Origin of the sequence: Mesorhizobium sp. STM 4661 (assembly GCF_000359125.1) — a bacterium.
In the GTDB taxonomy this organism is placed as follows: Bacteria; Pseudomonadota; Alphaproteobacteria; order Rhizobiales; family Rhizobiaceae; genus Mesorhizobium.
This window is the reverse complement of record NZ_CAAF010000082.1, coordinates 302,697-318,890: the sequence shown is the minus strand read 5'-3', so window position 1 is coordinate 318,890 and position 16,194 is coordinate 302,697. Positions and strand designations below refer to the sequence as shown.

14 protein-coding genes are annotated in these 16,194 nt (G+C 63.9%); 2 read left to right on the top strand and 12 right to left on the bottom strand.

Translation table 11 applies throughout. From position 1 onward, the window contains the following. Window positions 1-68 precede the first annotated feature (68 nt). Together MESS4_RS28840 and MESS4_RS28835 are read left to right on the top strand one after the other, a co-directional pair. Complete coding sequence (locus MESS4_RS28840) at window positions 69-977, top strand: endonuclease/exonuclease/phosphatase family protein (RefSeq protein ID WP_006338986.1); 909 nt, start codon at window positions 69-71, stop codon at window positions 975-977. Then, window positions 974-1,819, top strand: a complete 846-nt coding sequence (locus MESS4_RS28835) for an EamA family transporter (protein WP_006338985.1) — start codon at window positions 974-976, stop codon at window positions 1,817-1,819. Before MESS4_RS28840 ends, MESS4_RS28835 begins: the two co-directional genes overlap by 4 nt. A 218-nt stretch (window positions 1,820-2,037) precedes the next feature. Here MESS4_RS28835 and MESS4_RS28830 read toward each other — a convergent pair whose 3' ends face one another. From MESS4_RS28830 to MESS4_RS28775, 12 genes are all read right to left on the bottom strand, one after another. Beyond that, window positions 2,038-2,346, bottom strand: coding sequence for a Dabb family protein (locus tag MESS4_RS28830; protein ID WP_006338983.1), 309 nt, complete (start codon window positions 2,344-2,346; stop codon window positions 2,038-2,040). Window positions 2,347-2,357: 11 nt separating this feature from the next. Continuing rightward, window positions 2,358-3,986 (bottom strand): GMC family oxidoreductase N-terminal domain-containing protein, encoded by a 1,629-nt coding sequence (locus tag MESS4_RS28825; RefSeq protein WP_006338982.1) that lies wholly within the window; start codon window positions 3,984-3,986, stop codon window positions 2,358-2,360. A 12-nt stretch (window positions 3,987-3,998) separates the two neighbouring features. Next, on the bottom strand, window positions 3,999-4,760 hold the full coding sequence (locus MESS4_RS28820; protein WP_006338981.1) for a 3-ketoacyl-ACP reductase: 762 nt from the start codon (window positions 4,758-4,760) through the stop codon (window positions 3,999-4,001). Window positions 4,761-4,968: 208 nt separating this feature from the next. Next, the gene (locus MESS4_RS28815; RefSeq protein WP_006338978.1) at window positions 4,969-6,486 is read right to left on the bottom strand and encodes a GMC family oxidoreductase; all 1,518 of its coding nucleotides are present in this window, start codon (window positions 6,484-6,486) and stop codon (window positions 4,969-4,971) included. A 5-nt stretch (window positions 6,487-6,491) separates the two neighbouring features. Next, on the bottom strand, window positions 6,492-7,607 hold the full coding sequence (locus MESS4_RS28810; protein ID WP_006338974.1) for an ABC transporter ATP-binding protein: 1,116 nt from the start codon (window positions 7,605-7,607) through the stop codon (window positions 6,492-6,494). Window positions 7,608-7,625: 18 nt separating this feature from the next. Then, window positions 7,626-8,570: a carbohydrate ABC transporter permease gene (locus MESS4_RS28805; RefSeq protein WP_006338966.1), complete on the bottom strand. Its 945-nt coding sequence runs from the start codon at window positions 8,568-8,570 to the stop codon at window positions 7,626-7,628. Beyond that, window positions 8,567-9,526, bottom strand: coding sequence for a sugar ABC transporter permease (locus tag MESS4_RS28800; RefSeq protein WP_006338965.1), 960 nt, complete (start codon window positions 9,524-9,526; stop codon window positions 8,567-8,569). Before MESS4_RS28800 ends, MESS4_RS28805 begins: the two co-directional genes overlap by 4 nt. Window positions 9,527-9,696: 170 nt before the next feature. Next, the gene (locus tag MESS4_RS28795; RefSeq protein ID WP_006338964.1) at window positions 9,697-10,950 is read right to left on the bottom strand and encodes an ABC transporter substrate-binding protein; all 1,254 of its coding nucleotides are present in this window, start codon (window positions 10,948-10,950) and stop codon (window positions 9,697-9,699) included. 58 nt (window positions 10,951-11,008) lie between these two features. Continuing rightward, window positions 11,009-12,520 carry an aldehyde dehydrogenase family protein gene (locus MESS4_RS28790; RefSeq protein WP_006338963.1) on the bottom strand — a complete coding sequence of 504 codons (1,512 nt, stop codon included), beginning with the start codon at window positions 12,518-12,520 and terminating at the stop codon, window positions 11,009-11,011. A gap of 26 nt (window positions 12,521-12,546) precedes the next feature. Further along, a complete protein-coding gene (locus MESS4_RS28785; protein WP_036242478.1) occupies window positions 12,547-13,323 on the bottom strand; it encodes an enoyl-CoA hydratase/isomerase family protein in 777 nt (258 codons plus the stop codon). Next, complete coding sequence (locus tag MESS4_RS28780) at window positions 13,316-14,917, bottom strand: acetyl-CoA--acetoacetyl-CoA transferase (protein ID WP_006338960.1); 1,602 nt, start codon at window positions 14,915-14,917, stop codon at window positions 13,316-13,318. Before MESS4_RS28780 ends, MESS4_RS28785 begins: the two co-directional genes overlap by 8 nt. Continuing rightward, window positions 14,914-15,957 carry a LacI family DNA-binding transcriptional regulator gene (locus MESS4_RS28775; protein ID WP_006338959.1) on the bottom strand — a complete coding sequence of 348 codons (1,044 nt, stop codon included), beginning with the start codon at window positions 15,955-15,957 and terminating at the stop codon, window positions 14,914-14,916. The genes MESS4_RS28780 and MESS4_RS28775 overlap by 4 nt, the downstream gene beginning before the upstream one ends. Window positions 15,958-16,194: the final 237 nt, after the last annotated feature.

Below are 16,194 nucleotides of genomic sequence, written 5' to 3'. Positions count from 1 at the left end.
ATGCCTCTGCACATTGCCAGCAATCCGACGAACCGCTACTGCCACACCGAAACTGAGCCGGATAAGCAATGAAGCTGGTCAGCTACAACATCCAGTACGGGTTCGGCGGCGACGGCCGCTATGATCTTGCGCGCTGCGCCAAGGTGGTTGCCGGGGCCGACATCATCGCTCTGCAGGAAGTGGAGCGGCACTGGCAGCGCACCAACGAGGACGACCAGCCGGAACTCCTGTCGCGACTGCTACCCGGTTACTACTGGGTCTATGGCCCGGCCTTCGACATGGATGTCAGCACGCCGCATGAAGGCCGCATCCTCAACCGGCGGCGGCAATTCGGCACGATGATCCTGTCGAAGCTGCCGATCGTCTGGTCGCGGCTGCATACGCTGCCGCTGCGACGCACCGTGCGTCCGCTCAACACCCGCAACGCCGCGCTCGAATGCATGATCCGCACGCCTGCCGGGCCGGTGCGTTTCTTCTCGCTGCACCTCGCCCATATCGCCGCCGAGGAGCGGCTGGAGCAGATCGACTATCTGCTTGCCGAGCATCGCAGGGCGTCGCTCGAAGGTGGACCGTGGAGCGGCCTCGACGACGAGCCCGCGCGCAACTGGAGCAATGGCGAGCCGGAGCCGGAGAACCCGCTGGCGGCGATCTGGATGGGTGATTTCAACATGGAGCCCGACAGTGCCGAATACCGGCGTATCGTCGGCAGCACGCCCTATCACCGGGGCGCGGCCTATCTCGACGGTTTCGTCGACGCCGCCGCCGTCACTCAGGAGCCGACGGTGGACTTCCATACCCATGAGAAGGTCATCGACGGCAGGCTGGCAAAGCGCCGCCTCGACCATTGTCTCGTCGGCGGCATGTTCGCGGATCGCGTGCGCTCGGTCAGCGCCGATATCGGTGAAATCGCTTCGGACCATTTTCCGCTGCGGGTCGACATCGACCTGGAAACGCCGCTCGCGATGCCTCGGGCATGACGCTTTTCGTCTTCTTCGCTGTGCTTGCAGCCGCCGCCATGCACGCGATCTGGAACGCGCTGGTCAAGGTCCATCTCGACCGCTTCCTGTCGATCACGCTGATGACGCTCGGCATGGGCGCGGCGGCACTGGTGGCGCTGCCCTTTGTCGAGGTACCGAAGGCGGAAGTGTGGCCATATATCATCGCCTCGGTGATCTTCCATATGGGCTACAGGACGTTCCTGATAGGCGCCTACAAGGCCGGCGATTTCGCGCAGACCTATCCGCTGGCGCGCGGTACCGCGCCGCTGCTGACGGCTCTGGGTGGCATTGTGGTGGTTGCCGAGCTTCCGGCGCCGCTGGCCATCATCGGCATCGTTCTTCTGTCGGCCGGCACGCTGGTGCTGTCGTTTCGCGGCGGCGCGCATCTGGAGCGCCTGAACCTGCGTGCCGTCGGCTTTGCGCTCGGCACATCGATCTTCATCGCCAGCTATACGCTGTCCGACGGCAGCGGCGCGCGGCTGGCAGCCACCGCGTCGAGCTATGCGGCATGGCTGTTCGTCTGCGATGCGCTGTGGGCGCTGGTGCTGTGCGTGATGTTCCGCGGACCGCAGGCGCTGCCGGTGCTGGCGCGCGACTGGAGGGCCGGCGCGTATACCGGCGTGCTCAGCGGTGCTGCCTACTGGATCGTCATGTGGGCGATGACCAAGGCGCCGATCGCCTCGGTGGCCTCGTTGCGCGAGACATCGATCCTGTTCGCCATGATGATCTCGGTGTTCGCGCTTGGCGAGAAGATGACGGCATGGCGCGGTGCCGCCGTGCTCAGCATCGTTGCCGGCGTCGTGGCGCTCAGGCTGGGTTAGCCGCCGATACTTCAGCCCAGCACCGTCATCACCTGGCCGCGCCTTACCGGACTGAAGCGGATGACGACGATGATGCAGACGGCGACCACACTAGCGAACAGCGCCAGCGTGGCTCATGTGATCCAAACGACGCCTGGAATGACAGGACGTGCGACGAGACGCAACGGTGGCTGGGTGTCATCGGTCGACTGGCTCGACACGCGGCTTGAGGATTGGTTCTAGATTTCCAGGTCGAACACCATCAGCCCGTCGGTGCCGCCTTCAAGTGCGGCGATCAGCCGGGCACCGGCGCGCTGATGGGCTTCATGCACCAGATAGGCGTCGCGAGCGGCGGCATCGCGGAAGTCGATGGTGAAGCCGTGGGTGAAACCCCGCGCGAATGGTTCGGGGCTGACATTGGCGCTGAACTCGACCTTGGCCATGCCTGAGATCACCGAGCGCAGCGCTTCGAGGTCGGCATGGATCGCGGCGCGCTCGACGTCGGGAACGTCGTTGCGGAATCTGACGAAAACACAATGCCTGATCATTCTTCTACTCCCTACGCTGCGCGGTTGCCTGAGAAGACCGCCGGTGGCAGCGGCTCGCGGCCGAGGATCAGATCGGCGCCCTTTTCGCCGACCATGATCGTTGGGGCATTGGTGTTGGAGGAGGGGATGCGCGGCATCACCGAGGCGTCGCAGACCCGCAGGCCCTCGATACCGCGCAGCCTGAGGTCGGGCGTCACGACCGCCATATCGTCATGGCCCATGCGGCAGGTGCCGACAGGATGGTGGTCGGTCTTGGAACTGCGGCAGGCATAGTCGAACAGCTCGTCGCCGCTCCGCAGGGCAGGGCCGGGCAGCACTTCGCGCAGGACATAAGGGGCAAGCGCCTTCTGCCGCATGATCTCGCGCGCCAGCCTGAGGCCCTTGATCGACATGTCACGGTCGTAAGGGTCCGACCAGTAGTTCGGGTCGATCAGCGGATGGTCGGCCGGATCGGCGCTCTTCAGCCGCACCGTGCCGCGCGAGCGCGGGCGCAGGAAGGCCGAGTTCAGCGTCACGCCCGGGTTCCTCAGTTTCTCGACGCCGGCCTCGATGCCGGAGCCGAGGCCAAGATGGAACTGGATGTCGGGCGAGGCGGCGGTCGGGTCGGCGTACCAGAAGCCGCCGGTCTCGAACAGGCTGGACGCCACCGGCCCCTTCTTCAGCAGCAGATATTGCAGGCCGGCCCAGGCGGTCCGGTGCAGCTTGGCGTAGTTGTCATAGGTGTGGTCACCGGTGCATTCGGCGATGACAAACAGGTCGAGATGGTCCTGCATGTTGGAGCCGACGCCGGGCAGGTCGTGCAGCGGCGTGACGCCAACCGATTTCAGATGGTCGGCCGGGCCGATGCCCGACTGCATCAGAAGCTTCGGCGAACCGATGGCGCCAGACGAGACGATCACCTCGCGCGCGGCGCGCAGGATTTTCTTCTCGCCGCCCGGCCTGTCGACGATTTCGACGCCGATGGCACGGCCTTTCTCGATGACGATGCGGATGACCAGCACATCGGTCCTGACCGTCAGGTTCCTGCGCTCGCGGATCGGCTTGAGGTAGGCGACCGAAGCAGATGAGCGCTTCGCGTCCTTCTGCGTCAATTGATAGTAGCCGACGCCCTCCTGGCTGGCGCCGTTGAAGTCCGGATTGAAGGGGATGCCCATCTCCTGTCCGGCGCGGAAATAGGCCTCGCAGATCGGCAGCGGCGAAATCGGGTTGGAGACGCCGAGCGGCCCCTGGTCGCCGTGGAAATCGTTGGCGTAGCGCTGGTTGTTCTCGGCCCGCTTGAAGTAGGGCAGCACGTCGCGATAGCCCCAGCCGGCAAGGCCTTCTTCCTTCTCCCAGGCGTCGTAATCGCGGGCGTTGCCGCGTGTGTAGATCTGGGCGTTGATGGAGGAGCCGCCGCCGATCACCTTGGCCTGCGTGTACCAGAAGACGCGATCCTTCATGTGCTTTTGCGGCACGGTCGACCAGCCCCAGGAGGCGATGCCCTTGGTCATCTTGGCGAAGCCCGCCGGCATGTGGATCAGCGGATGCCAGTCCTTGCCGCCGGCTTCGAGCAGCAGCACCGAGTTCGACGGCTCCTCGCTCAGCCGGTTGGCGAGAACGCAACCGGCCGGGCCGGCGCCAACGATGATGTAGTCGGTCATGGCGTCACCTGTTCACAGCCTCGGCACGGACAGTGCGCCGTCGACATTGATGATCGAGCCTGTCGAAAAGCCGAATGTCCCGCTGGCGAGTGCCGCGACCACGGCGCCGACATCGAAAGCCTCGCCCCAGCGCCTGGCCGGCACCAGCCCGTCATCGATCAGCGCGTCATATTTGGCGGTGACGCCTGCCGTCATGTCGGTGCGGATGATGCCTGGCCGCACTTCGAATACGCCGATGTTTTCGGGTGCGAGCCTGAGCGCCAGGTTCTTCAACCACATCGAAAGCCCGGCCTTGGAGATGCAGTAATCCGGCCGTTCCGGCGAGGCCATTTCGGCGCTGACCGAGGTGATGGTGATGATCGATTTTGGGTGATCGCTTGGCGCTGCAAGCATCGCCTTGGCGGCGGCCTGGCTGAGGAAAACGGTGCCACGCAGATTGACGCCGAGCGTGCGGTCGAAATTTTCCGGCTTCAACTCCAGAAGGTCGCCGCGTAAGACCGCGCCGACGCCGGCATTGTTGACCAGGCAGTCAATGCGGCCGAAGGCATTCAATGCGGCATCGACAAGTGCCGCATGGTCGCCGAGATCGGCGATGTCGCAGCGATGGTATGCGAACGCCGCGCCGCGCGCGGTGATGTCGGCGGCGAGCCCGTCGGTGGCTTTTTCAGCCAGGTCGGCAACGAGGATGTCGAAGCCGGCATCGGCGAGTGCTCCGGCGCAGGCCAAGCCGATGCCGCGTGCGCCGCCGGTGATGATCGCGGCCGAGCGGGTCATGTGAAGATGTCCCTTCGAACGTCAGTGCCGCCCCTCATCGCCCTGCCGGGCACTTCTCCCCGTATAGTGACGGGGAGAAGGACGCCTTCGCCGCCGGCTTCGCCAATCACTAGCGTTGCAGAAATAGCGCCGAGGTTGCGGCCAGCTTTCTTCTCCCCGTTTACGGGGAGAAGGTGCCGGCAGGCGGATGAGGGGCGGCGCTGACCTATCATGCAGCAAGCTCCGTCTTGCGGATGTGGTCAGCCACCCGCAGCGCCTGCGCAGCGATCGACAGTGCCGGATTAACCGCCGCCGAATTCGGCAGGAAGCCACCATCGACGACGAAGAGATTCCGGTGGTCGAACGAGCGGCAGAGCGGATCGAGCGGCGAGGTCGCCGGATCGTTGCCCATCTTCACCGTGCCGCACTGGTGCGACGGGGTGCGCTTGTCGAAAGCGCGTGAGAGCACGATCGGGTAACCGCAAGCGCGAAAATTCTCCCGCATCACCTTGGTCAGCCCATCGAGCGACTGCATGTTGGAGCGTCGCCAGTGCATGACGATGTCCTTGCCGTCGACCATGATGCGGCTTTCCGGGTCGGGCAGGTCCTCGCACATCAGGTACCAGTCGATCGCGTGGCCGGCCATGAAATCGAGCGCGAATTTCGGCGCGAACTTGACGTTGGCCTTCAGCATGTTGCCGTCGATCTTGCCCAGAAGCTGGACGTTGCCGAGCGGCTTGCCGCCCTTGCCGTCGGACAGATAATAGTCGTTCAGCATCAGCGTCTTCTGGTAGACGGCATCGTTCCGGCGGCGCGGATCGATCGCCAGCATGGCGCTCGAATTGTGGTTCATGAAATTGCGCCCGACCTGGTCGGAGCGGTTGGCGAGGCCTTTGCCGTCTCCCTTGCTATTACTGGGCGAGGGTGAGCGCAGCAGGATGACGGCGGAATTGACGGCGCCGGCGGAGAGGATGACCAGCTTCGGCGATACTTTCTTCAGCGTCCCGTTCTGGTGGTAGTGGACAGCGGCAATAGTTTTGCCATCGGCCGAGGCTTCGAGATGTTCGACATAGGCGCCGGTCTCGAGCTGGATGTTGGTGTCCGCAAGTGCCGACGTCAGCGGCCCTGACTGTGCATCGATCTTGCCCATTCCGGTGTTGGGGAAAGCATCCCAGCCCGTCTTGCCATCCTTCAGCCAGGCATCGATGTCGACGCCGAGCGGCAGCGAGGCCGGATGCAGGCCGAGGCCCTTGAGTTCGGCGCGTGCGCGGGTGATCGGTGGCTCGTCCGGCACCGGTTTGAAGGCGTAAGGAATCGAGTGGAATGGCTCGGTCAGGTCTTCGCCGAGAGCACCGCGTACACGAAACAACTGCTCCGCCTTCGAATACCAGGGCTCGAATTCGTCATAGGAAAACGGCCAGGCCGGCGAGATGCCGCCATAGTGCTCCATGGCGGAAAAGTCTTGGCTGCGGTAGCGGATCAGCACAGCGCCATAGAATTTCGAATTGCCGCCGACATAGTAATAATTGCCGGGATTGAACGCAGCACCCCCGGCCTCGCGCCACATCTCCTTCGGCCGATAATAGCCGTCGACGAAGATGGCGCGCGTGTCACGCGTGTGCGGCGTCGCCGGCAATTTCTCGCCTCGCTCCAGCATCAGGATCGAGGCACCACTGCCGGCAAGACCGGAGGCGACCGTGGCGCCGCCGATGCCGGAGCCTATGATGACGATGTCGGGGTTTGCCATAGCCGTCAGAGGATACGGTTCTCGGTCGTCGGATCGAAGAACAACGCCTTGGTCAGGTTGAAGGCGAGCGGCGTCACCGTTCCCGGCTGGATATTGGCGTCGGCGCGCAGCCGCGCCACCACGGCCTTGCCGCCGAGATTGGTGACGGCAAAGGTGTCGGAGCCGGCCGGCTCGATCACCTCGATATGGCAATCGGCGGTGGCGATGTTCGAGGCGTTGCGCTCGGCTCCTTCCGGATCGGTCAGGGCTTCGGGGCGGACGCCGAAGATGATCGGCTTGCCCTGAAACGCCGAGAGGCCTGCCGGTGGATTGGCGAGCGGCAGCGAGATCGGCTCGCGCCCGTCGCGCTGCAGCACCACCGACAGCCCGCTGCCATTGCCGCCGATCGTCGCCGGCACCAGGTTCATCGCCGGCGAACCCATGAAATCGGCAACGAAGATGTTGGTCGGATTGTTGTAGATCTCGGCCGGCGTGCCGAACTGCTGCACCTCGCCGTCGCGCATCACCGCGATCTTGGTGGCCAGTGTCATCGCCTCGATCTGGTCATGGGTGACATAGACGATCGTGGTGCCGGTGGTGGCGTGCAGGCGCTTGATCTCGATGCGCATGTCGACGCGCAGCTTGGCGTCGAGATTGGACAGCGGCTCGTCGAAGAGAAAGAGCTTGGGATCGCGCACCAGCGCTCGGCCCATGGCGACGCGCTGGCGCTGGCCGCCGGAAAGCTGGCTCGGCTTGCGCTGCAACAGGTGGCCGATCTGCAGCACCTTTGCCACCTTGTCGATCGCTTTCTGGCGCTCGGCGGCCGGCACGCCGCGCATCTCCATGCCGAAGGCGATGTTTCCGGCCACCGTCATGTTCGGATAGAGCGCATAGCTCTGGAACACCATGGCGATGTCGCGCTTCGACGGATGGAGATCGTTGATCGTGCGGCCATCGACGCGGATCTCACCTTCGGTGATGGTTTCCAGGCCGGCGATGGTGTTGAGCAAGGTCGACTTGCCGCAGCCGGACGGGCCGACCAGCACGAGGAAACCGCCCTTTTCGAGATCGACGTCGATGCCTTTCAGGATCTCGACCGATCCGAAGCGCTTCTTCAGCCCATCAATTTCCAGAAAAGCCATCAGATTATCCCCATCGGATTATCCCTTGACGGCGCCGGCCATCAGGCCGCGCACGAAGTAGCGGCCAGCGAGCACGTAGACGAGGAGGGTCGGCAATGCGGCAATCATCGCGGCCGCCATGTTGACGTTGTATTCGACGACGCCGGTCGAGGTGTTGACGACGTTGTTCAGCGCCACCGTCATCGGCATAGAGTCGCCGGTGCCGGCATAGGCGGAGGCGAACAGGAAGTCGTTCCAGATGTTGGTGAACTGGTAGATGACGGTGACGACAAAGATCGGCATCGAGTTCGGCAGCATGATGCGCCGGAAGATCTGGAAGAAGGAGGCGCCGTCGACCTGCGCCGCCTTGATCAGTTCGGTCGGGAAGGCCTCGTAATAGTTGCGGAAGAACAGAGTGGTGAAGCCAAGGCCGTAGACGACGTGGACGAAGACGAGGTTGACCGTTGGATTGCCCAACCCGAACGTCAGGCCCGTCGCGTTCTGTAGTGTTACGCCGAAACGGCCGAGACTGCCGAGGATCGTCGCCATCGGCAACAGCACCGACTGGAACGGGATGAAGCAGGCAAACAGCATCAGCCCGAACACCAGCGTGTGGCCGCGGAAGCGCCATTTGGTCAGGACATAGCCATTGAGCGCGCCGAGCAGCGTCGAGATCAGCACCGCCGGAACCACCATCTTGATGGAGTTCCAGAAATAGCCCTTGATGCCGGCGCAGGTCAGGCCGACGCAGGTCTCGCCCCACGCTTTCAGCCATGGCTCGAAGGTCGGCGCCCTGGGCAGGGCCAGCATGTTGCCGTTCTGGATCTCGTCCATGGTCTTGAACGAAGTCACCAGCATGACGAAGAGCGGCATCAGGTAGAACAGCGCGAACAGCGCCAGCATTCCATAGATGACGATGCGGTTTAGGGTCTTGGCGCTGGTGCCGCCAGTGTCCTGGCGCGCCGGCGTGGTGACGGCGCTCATCGCGGCTTCTCCCTGAGCTCGGAATAGAGATAGGGGACGATGATCGCGGTGATGGTCATCAGCATGATCACGGCGCTGGCCGAGCCGACGGCCATCTCGTTTCGCTTGAAAGTGTACTCATACATGAAATTCGACGGCAGCCAGGCCGAGCCGCCCGGGCCGCCGCTGGTCAGCGCGACGACCAGATCGTAGGACTTGATGGCAAGGTGCGCGAGAACAATGAAGGCCGAGAGGAACACTGGCCGCAGAAGCGGGATGACGATGCGGCGGTAGAGCTGGAAGGTGGTGGCGCCATCGATCTGCGCCGCCTTCATGATCTCGCCGTCGATGCCGCGCAGGCCGGCCAGGAACATCGCCATGATGAAGCCGGAGGCCTGCCAGACGCCGGCGATGACCACCGTGTAGATGACGAAATCCTTGTTCTTGATCCAGTCGAAATGGAAGCTCGTCCAGCCCCATTGATGCAGCGTCTGCTCGAGGCCGAGGCCGGGATCGAGGAACCACTTCCAGGCGACGCCAGTGACGATGAAGGACAGCGCCATCGGGTAGAGATAGATCGGCCTCAGCACGCCTTCGCCGCGGATCTTCTGGTCGAGCAGGATCGCCAGGAACAGGCCGAGCGCCAGGCAGATGAAAATATAGAGAAAGCCGAAGATGCCCATATTGGTGATCGAGGTGTACCAGCTTGACGGCGGGTCGCTCTCGAAGGTCCAGCGCCACAGCCTTTGATAGGCGCGCGGCCCGGTGATGGCATAGGACGGGAAGGTCTTGGAGTTGGTGAAGGACAGATAGATCGTCCACAGGATGAAGCCGTAGACGAAGACGACGGTGGCGGCGAAGCTCGGCGCCAGCACGATCTTCGGCAACGCATCCTGCAGGCGCGAGCGCACCGAGGCGCTCGGGCGGGTGTCATGCTCCGGCGTCAGCGTCATACTGGTTTCAGCAACAGTGCTCATCGGTTCATCCCGTATCGTGCGCCTGTCCCGGCGAGGCTAGGGACAGGATAGCGCAAGCGGAGCCCTGGGATCGCGGATTGGCCGGCACGCAAGCGGACCAGGACAGCCGCCCTATGCCCCTAGGAAGGCCTTCCCCGCTGGCGGGGAAGGCCGGTGACGTGGCGAGTGCCTTACTTGGCGTCGTCGATCGCCTTGACCAGTTCGGTCACGGCTTCGTCCGAGGTCTTGATCTGGCCATGGACGAACTTCGAGACGACGTCCTTGTAGGCATTGGCAACCGCCGGAGGCGCGCCATAGCCCTGGGCCAGCGAGCCGAACAGCGTGCCACCTTCATTGGCGGCCTTCAGGTCGGCCATGCCCTTCTTGCCGCAAGCGTCGAAGTCGGTGTCAGGCACGTCGGTGCGGGCCGGAACCGAACCCTTGACGACGTTGAAGGCCGACTGGAAGCTCTTCGACAAAGTGGCGGTGGCGAGTGCGACCTGGGCGGCCTTGCGGTCGTCCGGGACGTTGAACATGCCGAACATGTCGGAGTTGTAAATCACGCTGCCATCGGTGCCGGGGAAGCGATAGCACAGGAAGTCGGTGCCTGGGGCCTTCTTGGCGGCGTTGAATTCGCCCTTGGCCCAGTCGCCCATGACCTGCACCAGCGCATCGCCCTTGATGACCATGGCGGTGGCGAGGTTCCAGTCGCGGCCCGAGAAGTTCGGGTCGACATAGGTGACCAGCTTGGCGAGATTGTCGAACGACTTCTTCATCGTGTCGGATTTGAGCTGCTCATCATCGAGGTCGTTCATCGCCTTCTTGTAGAACTCAGGTCCGCCAGTCGACAGCACGACCGAGTCGAACATGGTGGCTTCCTGCCAGTTCTGGCCGCCGAGGGCGAGCGGGATGACGCCAGCCGCCTTGGCCTTGTCGAGCAGGGCGATGAAGTCGTCGAAAGTCTTCGGCTCGGTGCCGCCGATCTTGTCCATCACCGCCTTGTTGATCCACAGCCAGTTGACCGAGTGGACGTTGACCGGAGCCGCGACCCATTTGCCGTCATAGACGGAGAATTTCTGCAGGGCCACCGGGACGGACTTGTCCCAGCCTTCCTTCTTCGCTGTCTCGGTCAGGTCGCCCATCACGCCGGCGGCCGCATAATCGAGCACGGTATAGCCGAGCATCTGCGATGCCGTCGGGTAGTTGCCGGCCGCGACCATCGCCTTCAGCGCGGTCATGGCGGCGTCGCCGCCACCGCCGGCCACCGGCACGTCCTTCCAGGCATAGCCTTCCTTGGACAGATCCTGTTTGAGCACGTTGAGGGCAGCCGCTTCGCCGCCCGACGTCCACCAGTGAAGCATCTGCACTTCCTTGACGTCCTCGGCATGGGCCGCGAAGGCAAGGCCCGATGCAAGAGCTGTTCCGATAAGCAGTTTGCGCAACATGTACTTCCTCCCTTGTTGCATTACACGACCGGCGGATGCCCGCCGGGTACTTCCCAACTCAGCCGAGCCACCATCCGGTGCGCTGGCCGCGATGAAACTGGATCGTCTTTTCCTCGGTATAATCCTCGACGGCGCGTTTGCCGAGTTCGCGTCCGAGACCGGACTGTTTGTAGCCCCCGAAAGGCAGTTCGGGATAACCTTCCATGAACGTGTTCACCCAAACGGTTCCCGAACGCACACTCCGCGCCACCGACATGCAGGTGTCGATGCTGGCGCTCCACACGCCCGCCGACAAACCATAGGGCGTGTTGTTGGCGATGTGCAACGCCTTTTCAATCGATTCAAAGGTGAGCACCGAGAGCACCGGACCGAACACTTCCTCGCGTGCGATGGCCATGTCTTCGGTCACGCCGCGAATAATGGTCGGGTCGAGGTACTGGCCGGCATTGGAGGTCAGCTGCTTGCCGCCGCTGTAGATATCGCTGCCGTCGCCTGCCGCCGCCGTTACATAGCCGGCTACCTTGTCCAAATGGTCCGGCGAAATCATCGCGCCGACCTTGGTGCGGTCGTCCAGAGGATCACCCACGGTCACCTTGGCGGTGAGCGCCTTGACCGCGCTGAGGAAGTCGTCGGCGATCGCCTCATGCACGATCAGCCGGCTGCCGGCGTTGCAGCATTCGCCGGCGTTGAAGAAGCCGCCGAACACCGCGGCGTCGGCTGCGGCTTCGAGATCGGCATCGGGAAAGACGATCTGGCCGTTCTTGCCGCCGAGCTCCATCGAAACTTTCTTCAGCGATTGCGCGGCCGAGGCCATGGTCATCTTGCCGACGCGGGTGGAGCCGGTGAACGACACCATCTCGACCAGCGGATGACTGACCATCGGCGCGCCGACATCGCTGCCCAGGCCGGCGAGGATGTTGACGACGCCATTGGGCAAGCCGGTCTGCATCAGGATGTCGCCAAGCACGAAGGTCGAGGCGGAAGTCATTTCGCTCGGCTTGACGACGGCCGTGCAGCCGGCGGCGAGTGCGAAGGGCAGTTTCTGGCTGACGATCAGGAACGGGAAATTCCAGGGCGTGATGATCGAGACGACGCCGATCGGTTCGCGCAGCACGACGCCCAGCATGGCGTCGCCGAGGTTTGCGTAGGAGTCGCCGGACAGCGTGCGGGCGAGTGATGCGGCATAGCGCCAGATGTCGACGGCGCCGCCGATCTCGCCGCGCGCCTGGGCGATCGGCTTGCCGGACTCCAGCGCATCGAGCCGGGCGATCTCCTCCAGCCGCGCCTCGATCAAGTCCGCCGCCTTGAGCAGGATCGCAGCGCGCTCGCTGGCCTTCATGCGCGGCCACGGACCGGTCTCGAAAGCCTTGTGGGCGGCGGTCACCGCTGCCTCGACGTCCGCCTGGCCGGCCTGCGCATAGCGCGAAACCGTGAAGCCATGGCCGGGGCTGTTGCGTTCCAAAGTGCGGCCGTCGCGGGCGTCGACATGCTTACCGTCGATCAGCAGCCGGTAGCTCTTCGGTGCTGCGGATGCCTCGGTGGGCATGGCGATCTTGAGGGGCAAGTTCATGTGATTTCTAGATTCCGCTTGTGACTCTAAGATCTTGAAAACGCTGGCTTCTGCTTGGTCTTGAAAGCGCCGACACCTGCCTTGAGGTCGCCGGTCAGCGCGATGAAGCCGCTGGCCAGCGCCTCTGTCGCGGCGGCGCTTTCCTCGCCTTCGGCAACGGCGATCATCAGCTTGGCAGCCTCAATCGCCAGTGGCCCGCGCTCGGCGATTTTTTCTCCCCACGCCTTGGCTTCGGCGCGTGCCTTGCCGGCCTCCACCACGCGGTCGACGATGCCCAGGGCGAGCGCCTCGGAAGCGGGAAAGACCTCGCCGCCGAGCGCCATGCGGCGAACTGTCTGGGCGCCGAAGCGGCGCACCGCACGCTGCGTGCCGGACCAGCCAGGGACGACGCCGATCGAGGTTTCGGGGAAGCCAAGTCTGACCTGCGCTTCGGCGACGCGGAAGTCGCAGGCGGCCGCCAGTTCCAGCCCGCCGCCGAGCGCATGGCCGGACAGAACGGCGATGGTCGGCTGCCTGAGCCGTGCCAGCCGGTCGAAGACACGGTGTCCATAGCGCACCCATCGCACCTGGAAATCGGCGGCGCTCATGGCAGCCCAGGCCTCGACATCGCCGCCGGCGCAAAAGCCCTTGCCCTCGCCGCAGATCAGAACGACGCGCACACCGTGCGTCGCCTCCGCCTCGTCGAGCGCGGCCTCCAGCGCCCGCAGCATGGGGATGTCGAGCGCGTTGAATTTCTCCGGCCGGCGCAAGGTGACGATGCCGATGGCGCCGTCGGTTTCAAAGGTGACGAGACGCTCAGACATGCGCGCCTCCAAGCGAGGCGCCGCCATTCAGCGACAGGCCGATCGGCCGGTCCCGATAGAGTGCGTCCGGCGTCACTTTCAGGTCGTTGGCAACGCCGAGCGGAATCTCGGCCTGCGCCATTATATCGCGCTCGAGGTCGATGCCGGGCGCGAGTTCCGTCACCATCAGCCCATCCGGCGTCAGCTTCATCACGCAGCGTTCGGTGACGTAGGTGATGTCCTGTCCTTGCGCGACCGCGCGCTTGCCCGAGAAGGAAATGTGCTCGACCTCGCCGACCACCTTCTTGACCTTGCCTTCCTGGTCGATGCGGATCGCGCCATCGGCCAGTGAGAGCTTGGCGCCGGCATTGAAGAAGCCGGAGAAGACGATCTTCTTCGCCCGCGCGGTGATGTCGACGAAGCCGCCGGCGCCGGCGGTGACATGCGGACGGGCCGAAAGCTTCGACACATTGACCGAGCCGTGGCGGTCGATCTGCAGGAAGGACAGCAGCGAGGCGTCGAAGCCGCCGGCCTGGAAATAGATGAACTGGTGCGGCGAGGGCATGAAGGCATCGGCATTCGAAGAGCAACCGAACTTGAAGTCGAGCAAGGGCACGCCGCCGACCGCACCCTGTTCGATCAGCCAGGTGACCTTGCCGTGCTGACCTTCCTCGAGAAGGATGCGCGGCACGTTGGCCGAGATGCCGAAGCCGATGTTGACCGCCATGCCGTCGCTGAGCTCCATGGCGACGCGGCGGGCGATCACCTTCTGCACGTTCATCTCGGCATTGCGGAAGCTCGACAGCGGCCGGAAGATCTCGCCTGATATCGCCGGGTCGTAAGGGGTCAGCGTCGTCTGCAACTGGTCGGGCGCCACCACGATGTGGTCGACCAGCACGCCGGGCACGCGCACGTCATGCGGTTTCAGCGTGCCGTTCTCGACGACGCGCTTGACCTGCGCGATGACGATGCCGCCATTGTTGCGGGCGGCAAGCGCCTGTTCCAGCCCGCCGAGATAGGCGCCTTCATGCTCATAGGTGAGGTTGCCGCGCTCGTCGGCCGTCGTGGCGCGGATGATCGAAACCTGCGGCACGATCGAGCGGAAATAGAGCCATTCCTCGCCGTCGAACTGCTGCACGGACACGATCGGTTCGCTGGCGGCGTCGTTCATGGCGCAGCCCTGATGACGCGGGTCGGCGAAGGTGTCGAGGCCGACCTTGGTCAAGACGCCGGGCCGCTTGGCGGCGGCCTCGCGATGCATGTCGAACAAGATGCCGGATGGTACGTTGTAGGCGGCGACCGAATTGTCGCCGATCATCCGCCAGATCAGCGGCGGCTCCGAGGATGACGGGCCGGAGGGATAGGATCCACACAGCGTGCGCTTCAACAGGCCGGGCTTGGCCAGATGATCGATCCCCTTGATGCCGTACATGTCGCCGGCGGCGATCGGGTGCAGCGTCGTGATACCTTTCGGATGGCCTTCCGCATCGAAGCGTTCACCGATCGCGGCAAGCACCGCGTCCGGGCAGCCGAGACCGCTCGACGACGACACGGACACCACCATGCCGTCCTTGATCATGCCGGCAGCCTGCGCTGCGGAGACGAGCTTGCTCATGCCGCGTCTCCCATTCCCTTATGCCGATCGGGACCACAGCTTTCCCTGACCACGAGGTTGACCGCGCCGATATGGTCCTCGGCGCGTGTCGTGCGCGACTGGATCATCTTCAGCATGACATGGGCGGCGCGCTCGCCAAGGCCTGCTGAATCCACCGCGACGCTGGTCAGCGCCGGCATGTAATGCTGGGCCTCGACGACGTCGTCGAAGCCGACGACGGCGAAATCCGCTCCGGGTTCCAGTCCGCGCTTGCGCAGCGCCAGCATGACGCCGAAGGCGACCGCATCGTTGAAGCACAGTGCCGCCGTCGGCGGCTCGGCCGCCGCAAGTGCCGTGTCCAGGCAGGCAATGCCGCCCTTGCGGCTGGTCTCGCCCTCGACGACGATCGTATCGCGTTTGGCGATGCCGAGCGCCTCGCACGCTTCGCGAAAACCGCCGAGACGCTCGTGATAGACCACCAGATCGGACGAACCGCCGAAGAAAGCCAGCCGGCGATGGCCCTTGCCGATCAGATGGGCGGTGGCGAGATAGGCGCCGCGATGATTGTCCGGCGCGATCACGGGGATGCGGCTTTCGGGAAGACGGCGCATGGCAAAGACGACCGGAAGGCCCACCATCTCCAGCCGCCGGAAGGCGCCAGACGTCGTGCCGCGCGCCGGTGAGACGATGAGCCCGGCGACGCCCTGTTCCATCAGCGATTTCAGCACTTCTTCCTGGCGCACGGGATTCTCGGCCGTGTTGGCGATGAAGGGAACTATGCCGGCCGACTGGAAGACGCGTTCCATGCCGACAGCCATTTCGGCAAAGAAGGGGTTGGTGAGGTCGTTGATGACCATGCCGATGACATTGGAATGGGCCTTGCGCAGATTGGCGGCGCCGCGGTTGTAGACATAGCCGACATCCTCGATCGCCTTGCGAACCTTGACCGCGGTCTCAGGCCGGATCAGCCCGCTGCCCTGCAGCACGAGCGACACCGTCGATTTGGACACCCCCGCCTCGCGGGCAATGTCGAGTATCGTCGCCTTGGCCCGGCTGGCCATTCAGATGCGTCCTCCCGGTATTTTTTTGATCGAATAATTGGAACGTTCTAATCGCTACGCTGGATGTGAGTCAATGGGGTTTTCTCCGAGCCTGAGATATTGGCAATTTTTGGACCGGACACGGTGTAGTTTAAGGGTTTTTGTATTGCGGTGCAACAATTGACCGGAGTTGAGACGGAGATCGTAAAGGTTCTTGATTTATTGGAACGTTCCATTTATAGGCGCGATCAAGGGAGA

Bases quoted from the DNA above. Each gene is read 5' to 3' on its own strand.
- MESS4_RS28840 (WP_006338986.1), top strand. From the start codon at position 69: ATGAAGCTGGTCAGCTACAACATCCAGTACGGGTTCGGCGGCGACGGC.
- MESS4_RS28835 (WP_006338985.1), top strand. From the start codon at position 974: ATGACGCTTTTCGTCTTCTTCGCTGTGCTTGCAGCCGCCGCCATGCAC.
- MESS4_RS28830 (WP_006338983.1), bottom strand. From the start codon at position 2,346: ATGATCAGGCATTGTGTTTTCGTCAGATTCCGCAACGACGTTCCCGAC.
- MESS4_RS28825 (WP_006338982.1), bottom strand. From the start codon at position 3,986: ATGACCGACTACATCATCGTTGGCGCCGGCCCGGCCGGTTGCGTTCTC.
- MESS4_RS28820 (WP_006338981.1), bottom strand. From the start codon at position 4,760: ATGACCCGCTCGGCCGCGATCATCACCGGCGGCGCACGCGGCATCGGC.
- MESS4_RS28815 (WP_006338978.1), bottom strand. From the start codon at position 6,486: ATGGCAAACCCCGACATCGTCATCATAGGCTCCGGCATCGGCGGCGCC.
- MESS4_RS28810 (WP_006338974.1), bottom strand. From the start codon at position 7,607: ATGGCTTTTCTGGAAATTGATGGGCTGAAGAAGCGCTTCGGATCGGTC.
- MESS4_RS28805 (WP_006338966.1), bottom strand. From the start codon at position 8,570: ATGAGCGCCGTCACCACGCCGGCGCGCCAGGACACTGGCGGCACCAGC.
- MESS4_RS28800 (WP_006338965.1), bottom strand. From the start codon at position 9,526: ATGAGCACTGTTGCTGAAACCAGTATGACGCTGACGCCGGAGCATGAC.
- MESS4_RS28795 (WP_006338964.1), bottom strand. From the start codon at position 10,950: ATGTTGCGCAAACTGCTTATCGGAACAGCTCTTGCATCGGGCCTTGCC.
- MESS4_RS28790 (WP_006338963.1), bottom strand. From the start codon at position 12,520: ATGAACTTGCCCCTCAAGATCGCCATGCCCACCGAGGCATCCGCAGCA.
- MESS4_RS28785 (WP_036242478.1), bottom strand. From the start codon at position 13,323: ATGTCTGAGCGTCTCGTCACCTTTGAAACCGACGGCGCCATCGGCATC.
- MESS4_RS28780 (WP_006338960.1), bottom strand. From the start codon at position 14,917: ATGAGCAAGCTCGTCTCCGCAGCGCAGGCTGCCGGCATGATCAAGGAC.
- MESS4_RS28775 (WP_006338959.1), bottom strand. From the start codon at position 15,957: ATGGCCAGCCGGGCCAAGGCGACGATACTCGACATTGCCCGCGAGGCG.